The following is a 23,227-nucleotide window of genomic DNA, read 5'->3' as shown; positions in this document are numbered from 1 at the left end:
TCCACACAGCTTTTATCACCGACACCAAGGAATACAGCTATGGTTCATACTATGAGAACTCCCCAAAAGGCGGGCGTCACAAAAGCCGTTGTCGCCTCTGTCATTGGTACGATTATTGAGTGGTTCGACTATGCACTTTACGGTGCCGCTGCCGGGCTGATCATTAATCATATTTTCTTCCCCGAGTTGTCAGAGACCGCCGGGGTTCTGGCTGCGTTTGCCACCTTTGCCATTGGTTTCATCATGCGTCCGCTGGGCGGGGTCTTGATTTCACACTTTGGCGATCGTTTCGGTCGTAAGCCGGCGCTGATTTTTTCCATTTCCCTGATGGGATTAGGTACCGTAACGATTGGGTTGCTGCCAGGATATGCGCAGATCGGGATCCTGGCCCCCATTTTACTGGTGCTGATGCGCATGGTGCAGGGATTCGGCGCCGGTGCTGAATATGCCGGTGCCGTTACGCTGGTTTACGAATATTCCCCCGTTCGTCTGCGCGGTTTTTTCACCGCACTGCTGCAATCCTCAACGGTCGTGGGCATCATGTTTGCCAGCCTGGCATTCCTCGGTGTTTCCCAGCTTTCGGAAACGGATATCATCAGCTGGGGCTGGCGTATACCCTTCCTGTCTTCAGCCGTATTATTTGTCATTGCGCTGTACATTCGTCGGCAACTGGATGAAACACCAGAATATTTAGAAGTAATGAAAAAGGCTGAGCAGGATAAGAAAGAGCATAAATTACCGCTAAAAATGCTGATCACGCGCTATCCCCGTCAGCTGATCTATGGCTTCCTGGCGGTCACCGGCCATAATGCGAATGTCTATATCCTCAGCGCATTTAGTCTGAGTTATATGACAAACACCTTAGGTATTGCGAAATCACAAGCGCTGACGGCGCTGCTTATTGCTGCGCTGTGCGGCGTGATCAGTGCGCCCATTATGGGATGGCTGGCGGATAAATTTGGTGCAGCGAAGGTTTATATTCTGAGTGCGATTTTTACGGCGTTGTTTGCGTGGCCACTGTTTATTCTTCTGGACACAAAAAGTATGGAGTGGATCACTCTGGGGATGAGTATTGGCTTCATTGTGGGTTTCGGCGGTATGGCAGGCCCGCAGGGATTGCTGCTGGCGAAAATCTTTCCTACAGAATACCGTTTCTCGGGGATCAGCGTGGCTCGTGAACTCAACAGCATGCTTATCGCCGGACCTACGCCACTGATTTGTGCATTATTGGTCCAGTATGCGGATGGTAGTTCTCATTATGTTTCGGGCTACCTCGCCGTCTGTTGTTTGATTACGGTCTTTGCCGTCATAAAACTCGCAAGCTACGCAAATACATCGTATGAAACTTCCGCAGAAGCGGGACAACGACAGATTGTTTAACTCACTCATCAGCCTGAAGGACAGTTTGCTCTCATCTAAGCATCAGGGAGCCGCTGCCTCAGGGACGGGGGCGAAAACGTCGATGTTCCGTGCCTTCAACCAGTTCCTTGACAGAATAATAATGACCCTTTAGTTTTGTTGATACTATCAACTATCAGGGTTAACCATGTCGGCCATTCATTCGATTCGTACCGAACTTCGCTATCTTGTCAGAGAACTGGGGCTGCTGGATAAAAACTGTTTTGATTCGGGTTTATCCCTGACGCAGGCGCATCTGCTGACCTATTTGTCTAAAAACGGCGTGACGCCTTTTGCTGAATTGTGCCTGCAACTGAGCATGGATAAAGCGTCACTGAGCCGGACGCTGAATGCGCTGGCAGGTAAGAATTACGTGGAGACAATTGCCGGAACTGAGGATAAACGTCTCAAAAGTTTTCAGCTGACGGCGGCAGGTGTGCAGAAATTAGCGCAAGCAGATGGCGCTGCGGATAACGCCTTTTCATTTGTTAATGATGAAATGGAATTACAGGATGCGCAGAAAATTATAACGGGATTGCGGACACTGAGAATAAATACCTTCCGGCGGAACGCTTCGCGCAATCAGGACAGAATACAAATAGAAATGATACGCAGTCATTACCAGCCGGAAGTGATGAGACTATTAACTGAAACGTTTGCGCAGGAACAGAATATTCCGGAACAACTGATTTCATTACCGCCACAGTTGAAAAGTCAGTGCTGGATAGTCCGCTCAGGTGAATATATTCTGGGCACTGTCTCTGGCTGGCAGGAAAATAATCACTGGCACTGGGGAAGGTTTGCGGTGGACCCCTGCTATCGCGCAATGGGGATTGGTAAGCAACTGGCGCGGGTTTCACTCAGGGAAATGTTAACGCAAACGGATAAAATACTGCTCGATGCGCGGGATTCAACAGTAAAAATCATCAGTGACCTGGGCGGGGTTATCACCGGTCCCACCACAGATTTTTACGGAATGCCGATTACGCCGATGCGTCTGAAGAAAGAGGATTTTTTTGGGTGGAGTTAATATTTAAAAATCTTCATACAAAAAAAGCGAAAAGATAACTATTTCTTCAGTGTCTGCAGGTCGGTTTTACATCAGTCCGGTTTTATCAATCGCATGTCTGTCAATTAAGGGCAGGCAGTATGCGGGGCTATTTTCATGGATGTAATATTAATTTACTTCATTGACCCTTTTACTCCTTTCCTTTTGTTGTTTTTAAGCTTTAATACAGCTCAGTACATTTATAAGAATCAGAGTTCACCGGAGTCGTGATTTGCAGCGTTTATCTTTATTGAGGATCCCCAGACTTCAGGTCGTGGTTCATCTTTGTGGTTTTTTGGTCTTTCTCTACAGCTTTTCCATGCTGCCTCCGATGCTGGTCGCGTTGTTTGACAAGGACCGCAGCTACTTTGTTTTTTTATCGACATTTTTGACATTTTTCGTGGTGGGCGGCCTGGCATGGTTGTTTACCAAACGCAGCGGTATACAGCTTAAGACCCGCGACGGATTTATTATCATCGTCTTGTTCTGGCTGCTGTTTTCGTTGATAAGCGCCATGCCGCTGTGGCTGGATGAAACGCTGGGGCTGAGTTTTGCGGATGCACTGTTTGAAGGGGTGTCGGGGATCACAACGACCGGTGCAACGGTGATCGGCAATGTCAGCGGGTTGTCAAAAACGTATCTTTATTACCGCGCACAGCTCAATTTTATTGGCGGATTGGGGGTCATTGTTTTGGCCGTGGCCGTTCTGCCCTTACTCGGAATTGGTGGCGCAAAACTGTATCAGTCGGAAATGCCGGGGCCGTTTAAAGAAGAGCGTCTGACGCCACGTCTTGCCGATACTTCACGGACTCTCTGGCTGACATACGTATTGCTGGGGCTGTCCTGTTCGGCTGCTTATATGATGGCCGGGATGCCTGCTTTTGACGCCCTTTGTCACGGTTTGTCTACGGTTTCTCTGGGCGGTTTTTCGACGCACAATGAAAGCATCGGCTATTATCACAGCAACGCAATTGAGCTGGTGGCCGGCGCATTTTCCCTGTTATCGGGGATTAACTTTACCGTCTGGTTTATCGCCTTTTCCCGGCGAACGCTGCAACCCTTCCGGCAAAACGCTGAGCTGCGTTTTTTCCTGCTGGTCACCTTTATTATCGTATTGATCGTTGCCTTGCAGGTCTGGCATGCCGGGATGTATAACCTGCAGGACAGCCTGGTTCACGCCTTCTTCCTCACCAGTTCGATGATTACCGACAATGGTCTGGCCACCGGCGATTACGCCAGCTGGCCATCAAATGTCATTGTGCTTTTGCTCATGGCCAGTTTTTTCGGTGGCTGCGTAGGTTCGACCTGCGGGGGCATCAAGGCGCTGCGCTTTCTGGTGATGTTTAAACAAACCCGTCAGGAAGTGCATCAGCTTTCGCATCCGCGCGCGCTGCTGCCGATCCGCGTCGGCGGTAGCGTCGTCACCGAACGCGTGTTACGTTCAGTGTGGAGTTTCTTCTTCCTGTATATCCTGATCAGTGTTTTCTTTGTCTGGGCGCTGAGCCTGATGGGCTATGACCTGATGACGTCGTTTGCTACCGTTGCCGCCTGTATCAACAACATGGGGCTGGGTTTTGGCGCAACGGCTTCGACCTTTGACACGCTCAACAGCGGCGCAAAATATCTGATGTGCGCCGCGATGATTTTGGGGCGTCTGGAAATCTATCCGGTATTAATACTGTTTTCCCGCTTTTTCTGGCGTGGATAACCGGAGAGATAATATTTATGGCGCTGACAACGGGAGGGCTCAGGCCAGCAGTGGCCGCCATCCCAGCCGGGTTTCAATCATTTCTGCCCCATTTTGCGCCAGCGCCCGCAAGTCCGGGAGGGTCTGATCCACCTTGCTGGCGGGAACGACAATTGAAATGGTGGCACGACATGCCCCGCTGCTGTCACAAATGGGCGAAGCAATGCAGGCTACCGAGAAATCAGATTCGTTGGCCTGAATCGACAAACGTTGTTCCAGTGCGGTGAAAGCACTTTGCGCCAGGCGCTGTGGATCGGTTTCGGCCTTTCCGGTGGGTGAGGGCGGTGCAGACGTTGTAAACAGTGCCAGCCTTTCTTCCAGACTCAGATGCCCCACCAGTAAACGCCCGGAGGCAGACCAGTTCAGCGGAATGCGCGTCCCGACCCTGGAGGATACCTGAAAATGATCGCGTCCTTCGGCCATTGCCAGCACCACCATTTTATCGTCGTCACGGCCACAAATCTGGATCACTTCCCCGCATTGCCGGCTGAGATTTTCCATTTCTTGTGTCGCCACGGTCAGCAAATCCAGATTACGGCCATAAGATAAGCCGTAGTAGTAAAGACGCGGTCCGAGCCATATCAGCCCATTTTTCTGACGTTCGAGCATCGATTTTTTGACCAAATCGTCTACGACAGAATAGATGGTCGACAGCGGTGCGCCCACCGCTTTCGCCATCTCATAACAGGTCAGCGACTGTTGCTGCTGTTGCAGCAGGTCTAACACCTGTATCGCGCGGTCTATGCCGCTGGTGCGTGGTCGCCTTTGCTGCGGTGACTGCTCTTCATTTTCCTGAGTCATGTTTATCTCGTTGCGGTTAATCAGGCCAGCGTAATATGGACTGCTCACGTTGTAACAGGTATTGCCCGAAATCGGTAATTATCGGTTCAGGCGCGCGCTGCGCGTTATCAAGTTCATCGACAATCCGTGTCAGCACAATGTGCTCCTGCTCAGGATGGAGATTGCAGGGGTCGAGATAAAAATAGCCCAGTTCCGCCTGATGATCACGAACGATAACCGCCGGTTTTCCTGCCGCCAGGGCGCTGCTCAGATCCCAGGCGGTGATCTTCGCCTGCACCGGGTCAGTCTCAATTTTACAGCGTGTCAGCGGATTTCCGGTCGGATCGGCTTCCAGCGAAACCCGGATACCTTTCAGGTTTTGCAGGCCGCTCATCCACAGTGTTAGCGCCCGGTTTTCCCGCTCGCGGATGGCGTGATGATCGCGCTTTTCCCACGCCTGTAACGCGGCAATCGTGCCATAAACACTCTCTTTGCCCGCTTTCATACCGCGGGCGATGCCGCGATTTTGTAACCAGGCATAGCGCACCCAGGATTTTTTACCGGCCACAATGCCGGATGTCGGCCCCCCCAGAAACTTATGCCCGGAGTAAATCACGATATCTGCGCCATCGGCCAGGAAACGCTGTAAATCGTACTCAGAAGCGGCATCCACAATGACCGGAACCCCTTGTTCGTGGGCAATCTGGCAAAAAAGCGCTAAGGGCAACTGCCCGTGATCGACAACGTGGTGCGACACGACATACACCGCCGCCGCCGTCCGTTCATTAATACTTTGCCTGAGATGATAAGCAGAACATTGCGTCGCGTAACCGACACGCACACATTTTGCCCCGGTCAGACGGATGCCCTGTTCCACCGGCGCGCCATAGCTGACCAGATGACCCGCCTGTACCACCACTTCGTTTTTTGGCGTGCTGAGTTCCGGCAGCTGTTCGATAGCCAGCAGGTTGTCCTGAGTCAGGCAGCCTGCGACCGCCATCGAAATCCCGGACGCGCAGGAAGCCGTAATAAAACCCGCCTCTGCGCCGGTCAGCTGCGCAATCACGCCGCTGGCAAAACGCTGTAATTCTTCCATCCTGACGAATTCCGGCAGAATTTTCTGTATGGCTTCAATCGCCTCAGGCACGACAATGGAGGAACCCAGATAGGTCATGGTTCCGGCCACGTTGATGACCGGTGTCAGCTGTAAGGCCTGTGCCAGTTCAGTATTTTTCATCTTTACCGTTCTCCGCAGGTTTATTCGAATTCGACGATCGCTTCAATTTCGACTGTAATTTGATCTGGCAATGAAGAGAAACCGACGGCGGAGCGGGCGTGGATCCCCTGTTTACCGAAAACGCCGACCAGTAAATCCGAGCAGCCGTTAATTACTTTGGGGTGATCGCTAAATTCATTGTCGGCATTCACCATTCCCAGCAGTTTTACCACTTGTCTCACACGCCCTAAATCCCCCAGTGCTTCATGCATCACCGCCAGCAGATTGATGCCGGTCAGTCTGGCGTGCTGATAAGCGTCCTCAGCAGAAATATCGCGCCCGACTTTGCCACGCTGTTTGCTGTTATCCGCGCCCACCGGGCCCTGACCGGAAAGAAACAGCAAATTACCTGAGATGACGTGAGAACTAAAATTGGCAACGGGTGCAGGAGAAACCGGCAAAACAATACCCATCTCCGCCAGCCGCTGGTAAGGCATACTCTGCCGGTTATTGGTATGCATTATCGTGTCTTCCTTGTTCCTGAAGGTTTAGTTCATGCAGGCGCACGCAGCTCACCCAATGTTCATCGCTGACGTGCTGTTCGGCGGGCACATCCGCTGCACAAAGCGCTGTCGCATAAGGGCAACGGGTGCGGAATACGCAGCCGGAAGGCGGAGAAATAGGGCTGGGAATATCGCCCCTGAGCACGATGCGCTGTTTTTTCCGGGTCGGATCCGGCACCGGTGCGGCAGAAAGTAAGGCCTGAGTATAGGGATGGCGCGGACGGGCATAGACTTCCCGGCAAGGCCCGCGTTCCATAACGCGACCGAGATACATCACAACCACTTCATCACACAGGTATTCCACGACGGTCAGATCGTGTGCGATGAATAACAGGGTTAATCCCAGAGAGCGTTGCAGTTCTCCCAGCAGGTTCAGCACCTGAGCCTGCACCGACACATCCAGCGCTGAAACCGATTCATCCGCCACGATAAAATCAGGTTCGACGGCGATGGCGCGGGCGATACCAATACGCTGGCGCTGACCGCCGGAAAACTCATGCGGATAACGATCCGCGTGCTCTGCCTGTAACCCCACGCGTTGCAACAGCTCTTCTACGCGCGCTTTTCGTGCCTCTCCTTTGGGGTAACCGGCAGTATTCAGCGCTTCACCGATGATCTGAGAAACACGCATCCGGGGATTCAGGCTGGAAAAAGGATCCTGAAAGATGATCTGCATTTTCTGCCGGTAGCGTTTCATCTCTTTCGACGGCAGGGACAGCACATCGGTCCCGTTGAAAAACACCTGTCCGGCGGTCGGTTCCAGCAGGCGTAAAATAGCCCGCCCTGCGGTGGTTTTTCCTGAACCAGATTCCCCGACCAGCCCGACGGTATGGCCGCGTTTGATGTCAAACGTCAGCGCTTCAACGGCGTGAACCGTGCGGCCATCTTGCGTTTTAAAATACTGGCATAAACCTTCGACGCGCAGCAGTGGCGCGGGCTGAGAAGTTAAAGAACCACTCATAACGTTTCACTCCTTATGCAGCGTGACCAGGTATTTTTACCCACGCAGCGCAGCGCTGGCCGGGCAACCAGACAGTCATTGCTCACATACTCACAGCGTGGAGAAAACGCGCATCCAGCCGGTAACTCGCTTAAAGAAGGCACGGCTCCGGGGATGGCGTAAAGTTCGCCGCGCGAGCCATCATCCGGAGCGTTATGATTATTCGGCGTGCAGGCCAGCAAACCACGGGTGTAAGGGTGTCCCGGATGTGAAAACAGCGTTTCAACCGGTGCGTGTTCCACGACTCTTCCGGCGTACATCACCACCACATCCTGGGCAATTTCTGCCACGACGCCGAGATTATGAGTGATAAAGATAATGCTCATTCCCAGATCAGCTTGCAGGCGTTTGAGCAGGTCGAGGATCTGCGCCTGAATGGTTACATCCAGCGCGGTGGTTGGCTCATCGGCAATCAGCAGGGCAGGGTTGCAGGAGAGTGCCAGTGCAATCATGACGCGCTGGCGCATCCCGCCGGACATGCTGTGCGGATAATCGTCAATCCGGGTGGCCGCCGCCGGAATTTCGACTTTCTCCAGCATTTCGATAGCACTGCGCCGCGCTTCCTTTTTTGACATGGGCTGATGCAGGGTGATCATTTCCATTATCTGATCTCCCACAGTAAAGAGCGGATTCAGGCTGGTCATCGGCTCCTGAAAAATCATCGCAATTTCTTTACCGCGCACCTTCCGATATTGCCCGGCAGTGAACCTGTCCAGACGTAATTGTTCCTGTTGCCGGTTGCGGTAGAGAATTTCGCCGCCGGAGACATGGCCGTTTTTCCCCAGTAATCCCATGACTGACAGGCTGGTGACTGATTTCCCGGAACCGGATTCCCCGACAATCGCCAGCGTCTGCCCCCGCTTGAGGTCAAACGTCACTCCGTCAACGGGGGTGACATTCTGGCGTTTCGTGGTGAAACAAGTTTGCAAATCCCTGACCGATAAAATGACGTCATCCTCTTTTGCCGGACTCATACATGCCCCCCGCAAGTGCAGCGCGGCGCATGTTCTGCGGGCTGATAACGTGACGCCGTCCAGTGCTGTGCGCCCAGCACGGTGAAGCGCGGGTCAAATACCTGTTTAAGTGCGCTGGGAACCCCTTTTGAGTCTCGTACAATCAGGTCAGAATCATTGAGTTCAAACAGGGTGAAATTGGCGCGCGCGCCCTGCTCGAGCATCGCAGGATACGGACGGCGTATCACCTCACGTGGCCGGGTGCTGGACGCGCGGATCACGTCTTCCAGCGGCATGCCTAATGACAACAATTTCGACATGGTGGTGGACATATCCCATACCGAGCCCGGCATAGAACGCTTGTGGATGTCGGTGGAAATGGTGTCCGGCAGCAGTTTATTGCTCAGCGCGGCTCTGGCGACTTCAAACGAAAACGACGCGCCACCGTGACCGACATCCATCACCACGCCCCGCTGCTGTGATTCTTCCACCAGCCGGTACAGCTCTTCATCTTCCAGAATCGAACCGCCGATTTTGCCGTTAAAACAATGGGTAATAATGTCACCTTCGCCCAGCGTTTTAAGCACGTCGTCGTACAGCGGCAGCGGTTCGCCAACGTGCACCATAACCGGCAATTTCAGGATCCGTCCCAGCTTCTTCGCCAGTTTAACCGGCGCGATATCCCAGCCTGCGGTAATGGTGCCACTGGCGCGCACTTTTAAGCCGACAATCAGATCCCGGTTAGCTTCGACGGTGGCGGCAATGCGGTCGATATCCACCGACGCCAGCCCGGTCAGTTCACTGACACGGTTACAGGCCACCAGACCGATGGAACCCAGATTCAGAAAGGCAAAAATGTCTTCGCTGGCATGCTCAATAATCAGTTCACGCAAACCGTGAAAATTGGCTTCCCCGGCAGAACCGGCATCGACCAGCGTGGTGACTCCCCGGGACAAACCACAAATTTCAGGCCGGATGGAAATGTCTGTGCCGCCGTACCAGATATGCGTATGCAAATCGGTCCAGCCAGGGGACAGCCAGCAGCGGTTGCCGTTGATCACTTCCACGTCTTTTTCCGGGCGGATTTCAGCGGCGGTTCGTATCACTTGCCCGTTCCTGCCGATCAGCACATCAATGCAGCCATTAAGCGCATTGGAAACCGGGCCGAAACCTATCGGCCTGACCGCTTTGATCAGTAAAGCTTCTTCAGATTGTGTGTTGTGAGTGTTCATCAGGCACCTTTTGAAAGTCGGGGATCGAGTAAATCGCGCAATCCGTCACCCAGTAATTGCAGCGAGAGCACGGTAATCACGATGGCAACGCCCGGGAACAGCATGATCCAACCCGCCTGATCGATATACTGACGGCCCTGGCTGATCATGGTTCCCCATGTCGGGATGTCGGGAGAAATACCCACGCCGAGGAATGACAAACCGGCCTCTGCAAGAATGGCGTTGGCAAAAATGAAGGTACATTGCACCAGCAGTGGTGAAGTCAGGTTGCGCAAAATATGGCGATACAAAATGACCGGCGTCGGTACCGCCAGTGCTTTTGCCGCTTCGACATACGGCAGTTCACGAATAACCAGTGTCGAAGCGCGGATAACCCTGGCCATACGCGGCGTGTAGACGATGCCGAGGGCAATCACCACATTGGTGGCCGACGGCCCCAGCGCGGCGACCAGTGCAATCGCCAGCAGAATGTCCGGAAACGCCATCATCGCGTCAATCAGGCGCGATATTGGCGCGTCCAGCGCACGGAAATATCCTGCCAGCAGACCCAGTAAAACGCCGGTGACCGAGGTAAATACCACGACGGAGATCCCCACGCTCAGAGACGTCTGCCCGGCGAACAGCATTCTGGAAAAGATATCGCGCCCCAGTTCATCGGTGCCGAAGAGATGCGTGGCTTCCGGGCTTTTCAGGCGCTGCATAATGGCCAGCTGGCTGGGTGAGAAAGGGGCAACCCAGGGCGCCAGCACCGCACTGACCACGATAACCGCCAGTAAAATCAGTGCGATTGCCGTGGTCGGGCGCGACATTAATTGCCACATTAATGAGTCATGGCGGGAATGGCGGGCCACTGCAATTGATGACATAGACATTAGCGACGTACCCTCGGGTCAACCCACAAATACAACATATCTACGGCGAAATTCATCAGCACGTAGAGGCCAGAAACCACCAGCAGCGTGCCCTGGATAACCGGATAATCCCTGCGCAATACCGCGGAAACGGTCAGGCTGCCCACGCCGGGAAGCCCGAATACCGTTTCGGTGACGATAGCGCCGGAAATCAGCAGCGCCGCCGTCAGGCCAATCACCGTAACGACGGGGATCAATGCGTTTTTGAAGGCATGTTTTACGACAACGCGAAATTCGGACAGCCCTTTGGCACGCGCAGTGCGAACGTAATCATCATTGAGCACGTCGAGCATGCTGGCGCGGGTAAAACGCATGATCAGTGCAGAGGAAACCACGCCAAGTGACAGCGCAGGCAGCACCAGATGCTGCATCCGCTGGGTGAAAGAGGCATCGGGCCCGCCGTAACCTGAGGTATCAAACCACCCCAGCCTGACGGCAAAAAACTGAATGAACAGCAAACCCAGCCAGAATGACGGCACGCTGGCCGACAGCATGGCGACCCCCGTGGCAACCTGATCAAACAGCGAGCCCCGGTAATAAGCGGACAAAATGCCTACCGGCAACGCGATAAGTGTGGCGATCAGCAGCGCCATAATGGTCAGGAAAAAGGTCGGTTCGGCGCGTTGCCACAGGGCTTGCGTCACCGGAATATTGAGAAATATCGAACGCCCGAGATCTCCTTGCAACACGCCGCCGATATAGTGGGCAAACTGTTGCAAAAGCGGGGCATTGAGCCCCAGCTGATCCCGCAACGCCGCAATATCAGCCCCTGTCGCATCCGGCCCCAGCATCACCGCCGCCGGATCGCCGGGGGTGATGTGGACGATCAGGAACACCAGCGAGACCACCAGCGTCATGACCACCAGCATGCCAAACAAACGATTCAATATTGAACGTAACATGTTAAGTCCCGGCGATTATTGGGTGAGATAGGCGTTCCAGAAATAAGGCCACGGCGAAGGTCTCACGCCCTTCAATGCCGGAGACTGAGCCGCCAGCGCATTGAAGTTACCGACCTTAAACATCGGCACATCTTCGTAAATGGCTTTCTGCACGTTCGCCCACAGTGCGATGCGTTTCTGAGGATCGGTTTCGCTGTTAAATGCCTGTAAGGCCGCATGTTTTTTGTCGCTGACCCACCAGCCTGGTGAGGTGTCAGACATGATGCCGGTCAGGGACGGTTCCGGCAGGAAAGGGCTGTGAGTAATGTACATATCCCAGCGTTCAGGATTGGCGCGGTTCTGCGTCAGGGAAGCCCACTCTTCTACGTCGAGTTGAACTTTAAAACCCGCCGCTTGCAGATAAGCCTGTGCCACCTGCGCCAGCTTATAGTGAAATTCGTACTGGCGGCTGGTCAGAATACGCAGCGTTTGTCCATGATACTTCGCCTCTTTCAACAGCTGCTGCGCTTTAGCGGTATCACCCATCGGTTTATAGGGCGCAGTGCCTGCTTCGGTATGCCAGATACTGTCTTTCGGGTACATGGCACCGTCAGTGCTGAAGAACTCCGGCGAACCAAAGGCTGCTGTCATCATGTCCTGCGGCGCCAGTGCGGCCTGAATGGCCTTGCGGATCAGGATGTCTGAAGTCAGCCCTTGCCTGGAATTCATCACAAATACCGGCCAGCCATACGGTTTGAGCAACACGGGTTTATCTTTGCCGTTTTTAATCTTGTCGAACGATTCCACCGGCAAAGAATCAACGTAAGCAAACTGCCCGGAAACAGCGCTTTCAATGCGGGTATTCGGATCAGCTACCGGAACAAAACGGATTTCATCCAGATATTGCTTGCGGGCACCGCCGTAGCCATCGGGTTCTCCTGCCTGGTTGTGATACCCCTCATATCGGGTCAGCTGGATAAAACGATCGGCCTGATGAGATTTCAGCTGATAAGGGCCTGTGCCGATAAATTCGGTCAGCGGCGTTTGCCGGGTTTGCGCTTCAGGCATGATCACCGCCGCGGAATTGTTCAGCGACAGCAGGGCCAGCAAAGGCGCATAAGGTCGTTTCAGGACTATTTTGATGCTGTGGTCATCCGGGGCAGAAATATCGGTGATAGTTTCTGCCGTCTGACGCCCGCGGCTGGCGACTTTCTCCCAGCGTTGCAGCGAAGCCAGGACATCTTTTGACGTCATCGGCTGACCATTTTGGAACGTCACCCCCTGACGTAATGGGATCACATACGTTTTCCCGTCATCAGAAATGGCGGGCATCTGGCTGGCGAGCAGCGGAATGACCTGCCATTTCTCATCAAAGGTATAGAGCGTTTCAAAAATATGTTGAGTGATGGTGCCAACCAGATCGGCGGTGGACATCATCGGATCGAGCGTTGGGGGCTCGCCTATCATGGCGATATTAATGATACCGCCCTTGGTCGGTTCAGCCTGGGCGTATGCACTGACACTGGTGAGCGTCATCAGGATGGCAAAGAAATAGTGCAGAGTTCTGGACATATTTATCACCTGTTTGTTTCATTATTATGGAATATATGTTTCTTTTATGTAACTAAGTTGTGAATGTACATTTATCAGCCAGAGGGTCAACACTTTTTGACGCGGGATGTCTTTTTCAAAACCTGGGTCACGTTTTTGAATATTGACGAGCAGGGAGGGGGGAGAAGAAAAACCTGTTATTTATGACCAACCTATTATGTATTTCCGAAATAGCAGGTATCTGTCATCGTAAAACCCGACGCTGCATCCTGAATAGATGTATGACCAGACCCATTAATACGAATTTGTATTTTCAATAAATAAAATGACGCGCGCGTTAAATGTACATATTTAAATAACGCTTGCAGCTCTGAAAGGTTTTCTATATTTATTATCCCCGAATATGCAGAGCATCATTTTATGCGATAAATACACCCCGCAGAGGATGCTGGAATTACGCCTGAAATAATAAGTAATAACACTGCACTCTGTGAAAATAGCAACATATATGGACTCTGAGAAAGGTGATTAGCAGTCGAAATAACTGTAAGCCGAATAACAGAATGGAAAACACTTTAAACGTTACAGGGCGACTATGTTAAGAATTGATAACACCCATCTGGTTTATGCGATGTCCCGCGAGAATCCTCCTGCTGCAACCCTCACCAGCGGCAGCGATGTGAGCTTCGAAACCTGCGACTGCTTTTCTGATCAGATCCAGTCTGAGCAGGCCGAATTTAATGAACTGGACTGGCAGCGAATCAACCCGGCAACCGGCCCGGTTTTTGTCGAAGGTGCTGAACCTGGCGACGTGTTGCGCGTTGAAATCAAGCATATTGCCATGCGTGGAAATCAGGCGGTCATGGTCACCGCACCGGATTTGGGCGTCATCGGGGATGAACTGACCGAACCGCGCATCCTGACTGTTCCTGTTGAAAAAGGCATGGCGCATCTGCCGGGCGGGGTGCGTTTCCCAATCAACCCCATGATCGGTGTCATCGGCGTTGCCCCGGCCGGAGAGGCTATTTCCTGCGGTACGCCGGACAGCCATGGCGGCAATATGGATTGCAAAATGATCACCGCCGGCAGCACGCTCTATTTACCGGTTAATGTCCCGGGTGCATTGTTTGCGCTGGGCGATTTACATGCCGCAATGGGGGATGGTGAAGTCTCTGTCTGCGGACTGGAAATTCCCGGCGAAGTTGTCGTCAATCTCCGGGTGATTAAAAACCGGAAATTACCGACTCCGATGCTGGAAAACAGCGACACCCTTTTCACACTCGCTTCGGCAAAAACGCTGGACGACGCCGCGAATATCGCCACGCGCAATATGGCGCATTTTATTACCGATAACACAGATGTCAGTCTGCCTGATGCCATCAACTTGCTGAGCATCACCGGTGATTTACAAATCTGTCAGGTGGTTGACCCGTTAAAAACCTGCCGGTTTGCACTGCCGAAAACAGTGGCTGCACAGCTGAAGTTGAAGATTGAGGAATATTGATGTCTGTCGAACAATTTGGTTATAAACAAGAGTTACACCGAACACTGACTTTGAAAGATTTGCTGGTCTACGGGATGATTTTCATGGTGCCCATCGCGCCTTTTGGCGTGTTTGGCTACGTGTGGGAAGGCTCGAATGGCATGGTGGCACTGGCTTACCTGATAGGCATGGTGGCGATGTTTTTCACCGCCATGAGTTACTGGGCCATGTCACGCGCTTTCCCGGTTTCGGGTTCCGTTTATGCCTACGCACAGCGTGGTATTCACGAAACGGTAGGTTTCTTTGCCGGCTGGCTTATCCTGCTTGACTATATTCTGGTGCCTTCGCTGCTTTATATCGTCAGTGCGGCGGCACTGGCACCGGTCTTACCGGACGTGCCTTCGTGGGCATGGATCGTCGGTTTTATTGCGCTCAACAGTGTGGTCAATCTGGTGGGGATCCAGTTTACGGCGAAGGCCAATAACTACATCCTGTTTGCCGAAATCATTATCCTGAGCATTTTTGTGGTGCTGGGTCTGATTGCGCTGTATTCCGGCGTCGGGGCAGGTCACTTAACGCTGGAACCTCTGTATAACGCCGATAAATTCAGTCTGCCACTGGTCGTGGGTGCGGTATCCATTGCCGTATTGTCCTTCCTCGGTTTTGACGGTATTTCGACCCTGTCTGAAGAAACCAAAGGCGGCGTGGATACGGTAGGTAAAGCTTCTCTCGGCGCATTATTGCTGGTGGGGGTGCTCTTTATCTTGCAGACCTGGATCGCCGCTGATTTAGCCGTTGGCATGAAGTTCTCCAGCCTGGATACGGCTTTCTACGAGACTGCAAATCTGGCCGGTGGCGAGTGGCTGAAACAAGCCACCATTTGGTCCACGGCTATCTCCTGGGGTATCGCAAACGCGCTGGTCGCACAGGCTGCCGTCTCGCGAATTCTTTTCGCGATGGCGCGTGACAAACAGCTGCCTAAACTGCTGGCGAAAGTGCATCCGCGTTACAAAACGCCGTATGTCAGTACATTGCTGGTCGGGCTGATCTCTTTGTGTTCAGGCTTGTGGTTTAACGGCAATATCGACAATCTCAGCCGTCTGGTCAATTTCGGCGCACTGATGGGCTTTCTGGTGCTGCATGTTGCGGTGATTAATCACTACATTATCCGCCAGAAATCCCGCAATCTGGTGCTGCACCTGCTGTTCCCGGTCATTGGTTTTTGTATCATTGCGTTTGTTATTTACGAAATGGACTGGGAAGCCAAAATTCTCGGCCTGAGCTGGCTGGCAATCGGCGTCGTTTATTACTTTGTTTTACGCGTGATCCTTAAACGTGAAACCACGCTGAAGCTGGAAGAAAACTAAGTTTTCAGGTTTTCCAGTCTTCGTGAAAAAATCGTAAACAAAAAGGCTCAATACGTTGCTTAACGTGTTGAGCCTTTTTTAATAACTGTGAAGGTCACGCCATTCAGGCGGGTTCTCGAGTTTTTAACTTCCCCAGCGTTGTTTCAGATAACTGACGGCTTCCTGCGTCTGCGGCTGGTTGAGGTAGTTTTCCCTGAACAGAATGGTGCCCTGAATTTGCGGGTTAGATTCGTTCATATCGAGCTGTTTTTTCAGTTCAGGCACGCCGCCGTTAATCATCCAGTCCGGTTCACTTTTTGAAGGCTCACCCACTTTGTACAGCGCGACCCCAATGTAGAGGCGCGTATGGGTCGGTTTCACCACATCGGCCCACCACTGCGCCAGCACATCATAACGGGCGGCTTTGCGGGCAAAAGGCCAGTAGAGCTGCGGTGCGATGTAATCGAGCAAACCCTGCTGCACCCAGAGACGGGTGTCGGCATAGGCTTCATCATAGGCCGCCGCGCCCGAGGTGCGGGAACCGGCCGGGTCATGCGACACATTGCGCCACACGCCTGCCGGACTGACGCCAAATTCTACGCCAGGCTTGAGCTGTTTAATGGTGCGCGAAACCTGCTCGATCAGCAGCTGGGTATTATGGCGGCGCCAGTCGGCTTTCGAAGCAAATCCCTGTCCGTAGCGTCTGAATGTCAGGTTATCGTCGAGCGCCGAACCCGGCGCTTCCGTATAGAAATAGTCATCAAACTGAACGCCATCGACCGGATAACGCGACACCACTTCGGCCACGATGCTGGTTATCCAGTCGCGCGCTTCGGGGATACCGGGGTCGAGCACAAAGCGGTCGCTGGCGGTGCGGATCCAGTCGCGGTGCAGCACAAATACACTGGCCGGATGCAGCGGCAGCGTGTTGTTCAGCTCCGTCACCGTAGAGGGTTTGGTGTTGACCGACACGCGGTAAGGGTTAAACCAGGCGTGAACTTTCATGCCACGCTTGTGCGCTTCATCGAGCATGAACTGCAACGGGTCATAGCCCGGATCCTGCCCGATTTTTCCGGTCAGGGTATCCGACCACGGAAGGATTTTAGAGGCCCACAGCGCCGTGCCATCTGGTTTCACCTGGAAGAACACGGTGTTAATCCCGAGACTTTTCAGCTTATCAAGTTTGTCCGTCAGCGCCTTTTTCTGCTGGCTGATCCGTGCCGACGGGCTGCTGGCTGTGACCGAGGATACCGGCGGCCAGTCGAGGCGGGAAACCGTCGCCAGCCACACACCGCGCACGGGTTCCTGCGACTGCGCGGCTTTACCCGGCAATGGCTGTTTGGTCACCGGCGGCAGCGGAGTGACCAGCGATTTCGGCGGCGTGGAAGAACAGCTGGCCAGTAACAGCGCCAGCCCCATCAGGGCAGCTGTTTTTTTGACGGCCGTGACCGCGGAGATGTGATGAAAACGGGTGATGATAAACTCCATTTATTGGTAAACGATCAGACAGGCAGGGTAGCTGTTTAGTGTTGCGCGCTTAGTGATCAGGATTAATTTTCCCTGTATTCAGGCGTTAACGCAATTTCCCCTGACGCCTTTTTGCTATCCACTGACGCAACATTCCTTCGGCGCTCACCGTTAGAATTCCTAGCATGATCAGTAAGGCACCGGCGATAAAGTTGATTTTCAGCGGTTCATGCAGAAAAACAACGCCCGCAATAATGCCGAAAACCGGCGTCATAAACGAGAGGATCCCCAGACGCGACGCCTGATAACGGCGCATGAGGCTGAACCACGCCAGATAACTGCCGAATGTCACGATCACGGTCTGAAACACCATGCTGCTGACTGAAACCGGCGTGAGGCGAAACTGCGTCTGACCGGTCAGCAACGCCAACGCGCCGAGCAGAACAAATGCGCCTGCCAGCTGATAAAACAGCGTCATGGTGGCACTGCCGGAAGATAGCGCGCTGCGCCGCACCACGATGGTGGTCATGCCCCAAAAGGCTCCCGCCAGCAGGCCGAAGAAATCGCCGAGCAACATGTTGCTGGCCTGCGGTGCAGCGGCATTATTGCCGCCAAAGAGAAACGCGACAATTACGCCGAGAAAGGTGATGCCGACGCCGGACCATTGCAGGCGGCTCAACCGTTCTTCCGGCACCAGAAAATGCAGGCCGAGCGCGGCGAAAATCGGTGCGGTGTACAGGAAAACGGCCATATGTGCGGCGGTGGTGAACCGCAGGCCTTCGGCGACAAACATAAACTCGACGGAAAACAGCAAACCGACCAGCAATCCAGGGCGGAGTGTCTGTGCGCTGAACGGGATTTTCCGCTGGCGGATAAGCATCAGGATCATGACCGCCAGCCCCGCTATGCCCGAGCGCAGCGCCACCTGCAACAACGGGGTGATATCCGCCGCGGCGCTTTTAATCGCCACCTGCTGCACACCCCAGATAATACAGAGCCCAACCATCACGCTGCTGGCAAATCCGTCCAGCGGTTTACGCGAGTCCATTTCCTGTCTTCCTGTGCTGTCTTATTGTAAAAATTCAGGCCAACAGATTAGCGCGAAACTTTGAATTCAGATAATGATTCAGCGGTAACCCCCTGATTAACCGCACGGCGTGACTTCCACTCTGTGGGATATGTATCCGTTAATGCATTCTTCAGGATGTTTAAGAAAGCGATGTGACAGACTGGCGGCGATTGTGACGTTCTCACTATTAAGGGCAGCCCATGAGAGATGTGCGGCCCTTATTTAGCGTAACAGGCTTACTCTGCTTTGTGGTAATTCCCTTGCTCGTCGGCGCTTTCAAAAACCATTGAAACGGAATTCACGCAGTGGCGCAGATTCTTCTCGGTTAAATATTCTCCTTCAAAGACATGGCCCAAATGCGCCTTGCAGTTGGCGCAGACGATTTCGGTTCTGCGGCCATCGGCGTCCGGCACTCGCTCTACCGCGCCAGGGATTTCGTCATCAAAAGCGGGCCAGCCGCAGTGAGATTCAAATTTATGTTCGGAAGAATACAGCGGCGCAGAACATCTTTTGCAGACATAACGGCCCGGTGAAAAGTGTTCGTTATACTCACCGGTGTGAGGGCGCTCGGTCCCTTTATTTTCAATAACAAAACGTTCAAATTCGTTGAGTTCTTTATTCATTCTGATGACTCCTCAGATTACAGACATTGCAGGTGCTGGCTTTCAGTTTACACGAGAAACCGGCTCGCGTGACAACCGCCACCGCGCTGAGGCACCTGCTGCTTAGCGCTGATCAGTCGGGTTTCATCGCATCCGCCATTATCGCGCTGACTTTTTCCATCACCGGCCCGGCGCCTTTATTGTCCAGCGCTTCCTGTTGTTTCACCCACTGCGCCTGAGCGTCCTGATAACGGGTAACCTGCTGCCAGTGCGCCACTTCACTGTGTCGCAGAACACGGACATTCGCACCGTCTTTACGCAGGGCATCCAGTTGTGGTTCGAAACTGCTGTCCATCACAGTGCCTGCGGTTTTATACGCAATTTCCGCGGCGCGCGAGATGGCTGCTTTATCTTCCTCTGCCAGTCCGTTCCACACTTTCTGATTCATCACCAGCAGATAAACATGGCCCAGCCACAGCTCTTTTGAGACCAGAACTTCAGGCGCCATTTTCTGAATTTTCAGGTCATACCCGCTGTCGACATTGACCATAATGCCGTCGAGTGTGCCGGTCTTAAAGGCTTCTACGGTTTGCGGGCCCCACGGCATCGTCACCGGTAGGGCTCCGGCATTACGCAGAAAATCCTGATGCCAGAAACTGGCTGAACGCCAGGTGGTCCCTTTAATATCCTCAAGATTTTTCAGCGGATGTGTGCTGAAAAAGGCCACCGGATAACCGGTCGCAGAGAAGATGTTCACCACGCCGGCTTTTTCTAATTCAGCAGGGAAGGCGGGTATTTCGGTGAAAACACGGCGGAAAAAAGCGATTTGTTTATCGCCGGAAGGCCCGACGGGAAAGCTTTTAAAAATCTGATGCAGCGGCAGTTCTTTGGCCGCATATTCCGGCACCACAATGCCGATATCTGCGGTTTTTCCCTCGCGGACGGTGCGTAATGCGTCATAACCTGTCGAGAGTTCACCGCCCCAGTGTTCTTCAATTTTCAGGCGACCCTGAGACTCTTTTTCGATGGCAGGAAAAAAGACATTGTGGATAAAACGGGTGCGCATCGCGCCGAGAGGTTCGTGATCGGTATATCGCAGGGTGGTGGTGGCTGAAACGGCTGCCGGTAACAGCAGCAGCGCGAGAGCCAGCACCAGCGGCTTTCTGATTAATTCCATGTAATCTCACATTTCGGTCAGGTAAAACCTGAGTGTAGCGGCTCACCCGAATTGTGAATGTGCGTGAAAACAGGTTATTGGCGTGAAACAAAAAAAGGCGCCATGCAATTGCATGACGCCTGAGGGGATTACCGGTTATCGATTAGAAATCAACATTCACGCCCAACTGGAAGCTACGGCCCGGCATGGCGGCCAGCGCTTTGTTGTAAGCATCCTGATTGGTGGTTTCTGTCAGCGTACGGCTGCTCAGATAATCCCAGTATTTACGGTCGGTAATGTTGTAAACACCGCCGCTGAGTTTGACGTTTTTAACGACCTGCCAGTGAGCCGTCGCATCCACCATACCGTAACCCGGAACATTCATGTATTCCGTGGTGGAGCTGGTGATCGGCGTACCTGCGTTGGTGTAGCTCTGACGGTTTGTCGCTTCGGCTTTTTTGCCTTTCACAAATGTCGCTGTCAGCGCTGTACCGTAAACGCCGGACGGATCATCCCACGCCACGCCTGCCACCAGTTTCATTGGCGGCACGCTGTCGAGGTCGACATATTTGTCGCCATCGTAGCTGGATTTGGATTGTCCCTGCGCGTAACCAAATGCAAAGGTGGTGCTCAGGCCATCCACGCTGCTAAACCAGGGGCCGTAATTGATTTTGGTGCTCAGGTCACCACCGTAGATATACGCGTCATCGCGGTTTTCAGCCTGATAAATCGTATAAATATTGGAGGGCACGTTGGTGAACATGCCCGGGCTGCCCGAGCGGGTGTAACGGGTGTTGGCAATGAAGTTTTTGTAGGTGTTATAGAAAACGGAAGTCTTGAATGTCACGCCTTCGGTCGCTTCACCCTTCATGCCCCATTCGAAGTTGTTGCTGGTTTCGGTTTTCAGATCCGTGTTACCGATCAGCGCGTACTGGCCGCGTCCGGCATAGTTAGATCCGAGGTTCCAGGAACCGTATAACTGGCTGGCGTCCGGGAACTGCGCACCGCGCTGGTACTGCACGTAGGTCATCAGCTTCGGGGTGATGTCATAGGTGAAGGCCAGAGAAGGCAGGGCCTGCGTGTCGGAGTTGGCTTTACCGTACAGCGTGGAAACCTGATCTTCAGAAACGATGCTGTTAGAGAGATCCGACAGATCTTTGGCCTTGGTATTCTGATACGCAACACGCACCGCAGGCACCACGGAGAAGTTGTGACCGTCGAGATCAAACTTAATGGTGTCTTGCAGGAAACCGCCCAGAACGTAAGTCCGGCTGTTGGATTCCGGCTGCATGATGGTGGTAAACGTACTTTGATCCGGGCTTTCACGGAACGGACGTTCGGTGTTGGACACGCGACCGTTGATACCGGCACTTAGCTCATGACGTCCCAGCGTTTTGAGCCAGCTGGTTTCCGCACCGTAGGTGTTCACGTCATAGTTGGAATAGACGTTCATCATCTGCAAACTTTCGTTCGGCAGGTAAGTGTTGTCGTGCGCCTGGGTGTACTGATAATAAACTTTGGAAACAATGGCATCGACGTAATCGTTGAACGGCGTCCATTCGTCTTTCAGGCTCGCGCCCCAGCGGCGGGTGTTACTTTGCTGCTGCGAGGTCCCGATGATCGCGCTGCCCGCGTTGTTCCAGGTGTCGTAATGGGTATGGTTAACTTTTTCGTAGTAATCGAGCGTACCGGTGACTTTATGTTCGTCATTCGGTTGCCAGATTACGGATGTCATCACCGCATCGGAGTGCCAGTTTGCCGGATACGCGTCGTGCGTGCCGCTGTTGTTATCGGTTTCCTGACCGTCACGACGGCTGATGGCAATCAGGCCTCGCAGGGTTTCGTCACCCGCAGCTGCCGTGATGCCGTTATGCCATGAACGGTCGGAGGAGTCATAATCAGACTGGTAGCCGAAATAGGTCTCTTTGCCCGGACGCAGATAATCGTCGGCAGATTTTGGCAGGAAGGAAACAGCGCCGCCGATGGAGGTATTGGCTCGATCGGCTGATGTTGCGCCGGACTGGATATCCACCTGACCGTAAATATACGGGTCGATGTAATCGCGGCCAATACCAAAGGTGTTCAGGCCCGCGCGGCTGACGTAGCTGCGGCCGGTGGCGTTGGGTTGCGGGATGCCGTCGACGTCGATACCGACACGGTTGCTTTCCAGACCACGGATGTTATAGCCGGTATAGCCGCTGCGGTCGAAACCGCTTTTGCCGTTGCCGGAACCGCCGCTGGCGCCGGTTGCGCTGATCAGCGGCTCATAACGCATGATGGTACCGAAGTCGTTACCGCCTTTTTTCTGCATGTCTGCTGCGGTGATGGTGGTAGTCGAGCCCGGTTTTTTATCAGGCATCGTTTCGGTGACGGTCATCACTTCTTCGTTGCTTTGCGCCAGATCCTGCGCCGTACGCACCACCGGTTTTTTCTTGATGGTTTCAGAGGGTGGCGTTTTATTCGCTGCCAGATCGGTGGTGTCTTTAACGGCTTCTGCTGCATTAACGTTAAAGGTGGTGGTGAGAATCGTCCCCATGAAAATGACGTTTTTCACCAAACCCTGCTGTGTAAAGGATTTGAACATTTGTTTTGTGCCCTGCACTAATTTTTTAAGTTCTGCTCGCATTTACTGCCTTTCGACAAATCAGACGCGCTGGTCATCTGCTTTCAGTTCTTCCGTGAAAAGCCCTTGTCCTTATAAAATATGAGTTTATTTATTGTCCCAACCCATTTTGGCTTGGTGCGAATGATAATGATACTGATAATTGTTATCAACAAATTGATAAATAAAAATGCGGTTCTTAACGAAATCTTTGCAATGCGT

At 53.1% G+C, this 23,227-nt stretch carries 19 protein-coding genes; 5 read left to right on the top strand and 14 right to left on the bottom strand.

What is annotated here, in order from left to right:
• The first annotated feature begins 51 nt into the window (after positions 1-51).
• The 3 genes from D6C13_RS19905 (at position 52) to D6C13_RS19895 (ending at position 4,154) form a co-directional block, all read left to right on the top strand.
• Entirely contained in the window at positions 52-1,380 is a 1,329-nt protein-coding gene (locus D6C13_RS19905; RefSeq protein ID WP_208642919.1) for an MFS transporter, read from the top strand.
• 166 nt (positions 1,381-1,546) lie between these two features.
• Complete coding sequence (locus D6C13_RS19900) at positions 1,547-2,428, top strand: helix-turn-helix domain-containing GNAT family N-acetyltransferase (RefSeq protein ID WP_120134402.1); 882 nt, start codon at positions 1,547-1,549, stop codon at positions 2,426-2,428.
• Positions 2,429-2,678: 250 nt separating this feature from the next.
• Positions 2,679-4,154 carry a TrkH family potassium uptake protein gene (locus D6C13_RS19895; RefSeq protein WP_120134401.1) on the top strand — a complete coding sequence of 492 codons (1,476 nt, stop codon included), beginning with the start codon at positions 2,679-2,681 and terminating at the stop codon, positions 4,152-4,154.
• Positions 4,155-4,193: 39 nt separating this feature from the next.
• Here D6C13_RS19895 and D6C13_RS19890 read toward each other — a convergent pair whose 3' ends face one another.
• From D6C13_RS19890 to D6C13_RS19850, 9 genes are read right to left on the bottom strand one after another with little or no spacing between them, the layout of a single operon-like run.
• On the bottom strand, positions 4,194-4,994 hold the full coding sequence (locus tag D6C13_RS19890) for an IclR family transcriptional regulator (protein ID WP_120134400.1): 801 nt from the start codon (positions 4,992-4,994) through the stop codon (positions 4,194-4,196).
• A 16-nt stretch (positions 4,995-5,010) separates the two neighbouring features.
• Positions 5,011-6,210 carry an aminotransferase class V-fold PLP-dependent enzyme gene (locus tag D6C13_RS19885; RefSeq protein ID WP_120134399.1) on the bottom strand — a complete coding sequence of 400 codons (1,200 nt, stop codon included), beginning with the start codon at positions 6,208-6,210 and terminating at the stop codon, positions 5,011-5,013.
• A 20-nt stretch (positions 6,211-6,230) separates the two neighbouring features.
• A complete protein-coding gene (locus D6C13_RS19880) occupies positions 6,231-6,710 on the bottom strand; it encodes a RidA family protein (RefSeq protein ID WP_120134398.1) in 480 nt (159 codons plus the stop codon).
• A complete protein-coding gene (locus D6C13_RS19875; protein ID WP_120134397.1) occupies positions 6,697-7,713 on the bottom strand; it encodes an ABC transporter ATP-binding protein in 1,017 nt (338 codons plus the stop codon). The genes D6C13_RS19880 and D6C13_RS19875 overlap by 14 nt, the downstream gene beginning before the upstream one ends.
• On the bottom strand, positions 7,710-8,726 hold the full coding sequence (locus D6C13_RS19870) for an ABC transporter ATP-binding protein (protein WP_120134396.1): 1,017 nt from the start codon (positions 8,724-8,726) through the stop codon (positions 7,710-7,712). Before D6C13_RS19870 ends, D6C13_RS19875 begins: the two co-directional genes overlap by 4 nt.
• On the bottom strand, positions 8,723-9,937 hold the full coding sequence (locus tag D6C13_RS19865; RefSeq protein ID WP_120134395.1) for an amidohydrolase/deacetylase family metallohydrolase: 1,215 nt from the start codon (positions 9,935-9,937) through the stop codon (positions 8,723-8,725). Before D6C13_RS19865 ends, D6C13_RS19870 begins: the two co-directional genes overlap by 4 nt.
• On the bottom strand, positions 9,937-10,809 hold the full coding sequence (locus tag D6C13_RS19860; protein ID WP_208642918.1) for an ABC transporter permease: 873 nt from the start codon (positions 10,807-10,809) through the stop codon (positions 9,937-9,939). The genes D6C13_RS19865 and D6C13_RS19860 overlap by 1 nt, the downstream gene beginning before the upstream one ends.
• Positions 10,809-11,750 (bottom strand): ABC transporter permease, encoded by a 942-nt coding sequence (locus tag D6C13_RS19855; RefSeq protein ID WP_120134394.1) that lies wholly within the window; start codon positions 11,748-11,750, stop codon positions 10,809-10,811. Before D6C13_RS19855 ends, D6C13_RS19860 begins: the two co-directional genes overlap by 1 nt.
• Before the next feature lie 15 nt (positions 11,751-11,765).
• Entirely contained in the window at positions 11,766-13,301 is a 1,536-nt protein-coding gene (locus tag D6C13_RS19850) for an ABC transporter substrate-binding protein (protein ID WP_208642917.1), read from the bottom strand.
• A gap of 574 nt (positions 13,302-13,875) precedes the next feature.
• On the opposite strand from D6C13_RS19850, the gene D6C13_RS19845 reads away from it, so the two are divergent.
• Together D6C13_RS19845 and D6C13_RS19840 are read left to right on the top strand one after the other, a co-directional pair.
• Positions 13,876-14,784 (top strand): acetamidase/formamidase family protein, encoded by a 909-nt coding sequence (locus tag D6C13_RS19845; RefSeq protein WP_120134393.1) that lies wholly within the window; start codon positions 13,876-13,878, stop codon positions 14,782-14,784.
• Complete coding sequence (locus D6C13_RS19840; protein ID WP_120134392.1) at positions 14,784-16,130, top strand: APC family permease; 1,347 nt, start codon at positions 14,784-14,786, stop codon at positions 16,128-16,130. The genes D6C13_RS19845 and D6C13_RS19840 overlap by 1 nt, the downstream gene beginning before the upstream one ends.
• 123 nt (positions 16,131-16,253) lie before the next feature.
• On the opposite strand, the gene D6C13_RS19835 is transcribed toward D6C13_RS19840, so the two are convergent.
• The 5 genes from D6C13_RS19835 to D6C13_RS19815 form a co-directional block, all read right to left on the bottom strand.
• Positions 16,254-17,528: a glycoside hydrolase family 10-like protein gene (locus tag D6C13_RS19835; protein ID WP_425272730.1), complete on the bottom strand. Its 1,275-nt coding sequence runs from the start codon at positions 17,526-17,528 to the stop codon at positions 16,254-16,256.
• A 154-nt stretch (positions 17,529-17,682) separates the two neighbouring features.
• Positions 17,683-18,624, bottom strand: coding sequence for a DMT family transporter (locus D6C13_RS19830; protein ID WP_120134390.1), 942 nt, complete (start codon positions 18,622-18,624; stop codon positions 17,683-17,685).
• Positions 18,625-18,881: 257 nt separating this feature from the next.
• A complete protein-coding gene (locus D6C13_RS19825; protein WP_120134389.1) occupies positions 18,882-19,268 on the bottom strand; it encodes a methionine-R-sulfoxide reductase in 387 nt (128 codons plus the stop codon).
• 112 nt (positions 19,269-19,380) lie between these two features.
• Positions 19,381-20,424, bottom strand: a complete 1,044-nt coding sequence (dctP, locus tag D6C13_RS19820) for a TRAP transporter substrate-binding protein DctP (protein WP_120134388.1) — start codon at positions 20,422-20,424, stop codon at positions 19,381-19,383.
• Between the two features lie 142 nt (positions 20,425-20,566).
• The gene (locus D6C13_RS19815; RefSeq protein ID WP_120134428.1) at positions 20,567-22,987 is read right to left on the bottom strand and encodes a TonB-dependent receptor domain-containing protein; all 2,421 of its coding nucleotides are present in this window, start codon (positions 22,985-22,987) and stop codon (positions 20,567-20,569) included.
• Positions 22,988-23,227 lie beyond the last annotated feature (240 nt).

Source organism: Rahnella woolbedingensis, from assembly GCF_003602095.1.
GTDB classification, from domain to species: Bacteria; Pseudomonadota; Gammaproteobacteria; order Enterobacterales; family Enterobacteriaceae; genus Rahnella; species Rahnella woolbedingensis.
The sequence above is the reverse complement of the archived record's forward strand: the minus strand, read 5'-3'. Positions and strand labels throughout refer to the sequence as shown.

What these genes read in the sequence shown, in the direction of transcription:
- D6C13_RS19905 (WP_208642919.1), top strand. Translation starts at nt 52, where the DNA reads ATGAGAACTCCCCAAAAGGCGGGCGTCACAAAAGCCGTTGTCGCCTCT.
- D6C13_RS19900 (WP_120134402.1), top strand. Translation starts at nt 1,547, where the DNA reads ATGTCGGCCATTCATTCGATTCGTACCGAACTTCGCTATCTTGTCAGA.
- D6C13_RS19890 (WP_120134400.1), bottom strand. Translation starts at nt 4,994, where the DNA reads ATGACTCAGGAAAATGAAGAGCAGTCACCGCAGCAAAGGCGACCACGC.
- D6C13_RS19885 (WP_120134399.1), bottom strand. Translation starts at nt 6,210, where the DNA reads ATGAAAAATACTGAACTGGCACAGGCCTTACAGCTGACACCGGTCATC.
- D6C13_RS19880 (WP_120134398.1), bottom strand. Translation starts at nt 6,710, where the DNA reads ATGCATACCAATAACCGGCAGAGTATGCCTTACCAGCGGCTGGCGGAG.
- D6C13_RS19875 (WP_120134397.1), bottom strand. Translation starts at nt 7,713, where the DNA reads ATGAGTGGTTCTTTAACTTCTCAGCCCGCGCCACTGCTGCGCGTCGAA.
- D6C13_RS19870 (WP_120134396.1), bottom strand. Translation starts at nt 8,726, where the DNA reads ATGAGTCCGGCAAAAGAGGATGACGTCATTTTATCGGTCAGGGATTTG.
- D6C13_RS19865 (WP_120134395.1), bottom strand. Translation starts at nt 9,937, where the DNA reads ATGAACACTCACAACACACAATCTGAAGAAGCTTTACTGATCAAAGCG.
- D6C13_RS19860 (WP_208642918.1), bottom strand. Translation starts at nt 10,809, where the DNA reads ATGTCTATGTCATCAATTGCAGTGGCCCGCCATTCCCGCCATGACTCA.
- D6C13_RS19855 (WP_120134394.1), bottom strand. Translation starts at nt 11,750, where the DNA reads ATGTTACGTTCAATATTGAATCGTTTGTTTGGCATGCTGGTGGTCATG.
- D6C13_RS19850 (WP_208642917.1), bottom strand. Translation starts at nt 13,301, where the DNA reads ATGTCCAGAACTCTGCACTATTTCTTTGCCATCCTGATGACGCTCACC.
- D6C13_RS19845 (WP_120134393.1), top strand. Translation starts at nt 13,876, where the DNA reads ATGTTAAGAATTGATAACACCCATCTGGTTTATGCGATGTCCCGCGAG.
- D6C13_RS19840 (WP_120134392.1), top strand. Translation starts at nt 14,784, where the DNA reads ATGTCTGTCGAACAATTTGGTTATAAACAAGAGTTACACCGAACACTG.
- D6C13_RS19835 (WP_425272730.1), bottom strand. Translation starts at nt 17,528, where the DNA reads ATGGGGCTGGCGCTGTTACTGGCCAGCTGTTCTTCCACGCCGCCGAAA.
- D6C13_RS19830 (WP_120134390.1), bottom strand. Translation starts at nt 18,624, where the DNA reads ATGGACTCGCGTAAACCGCTGGACGGATTTGCCAGCAGCGTGATGGTT.
- D6C13_RS19825 (WP_120134389.1), bottom strand. Translation starts at nt 19,268, where the DNA reads ATGAATAAAGAACTCAACGAATTTGAACGTTTTGTTATTGAAAATAAA.
- dctP (WP_120134388.1), bottom strand. Translation starts at nt 20,424, where the DNA reads ATGGAATTAATCAGAAAGCCGCTGGTGCTGGCTCTCGCGCTGCTGCTG.
- D6C13_RS19815 (WP_120134428.1), bottom strand. Translation starts at nt 22,987, where the DNA reads ATGTTCAAATCCTTTACACAGCAGGGTTTGGTGAAAAACGTCATTTTC.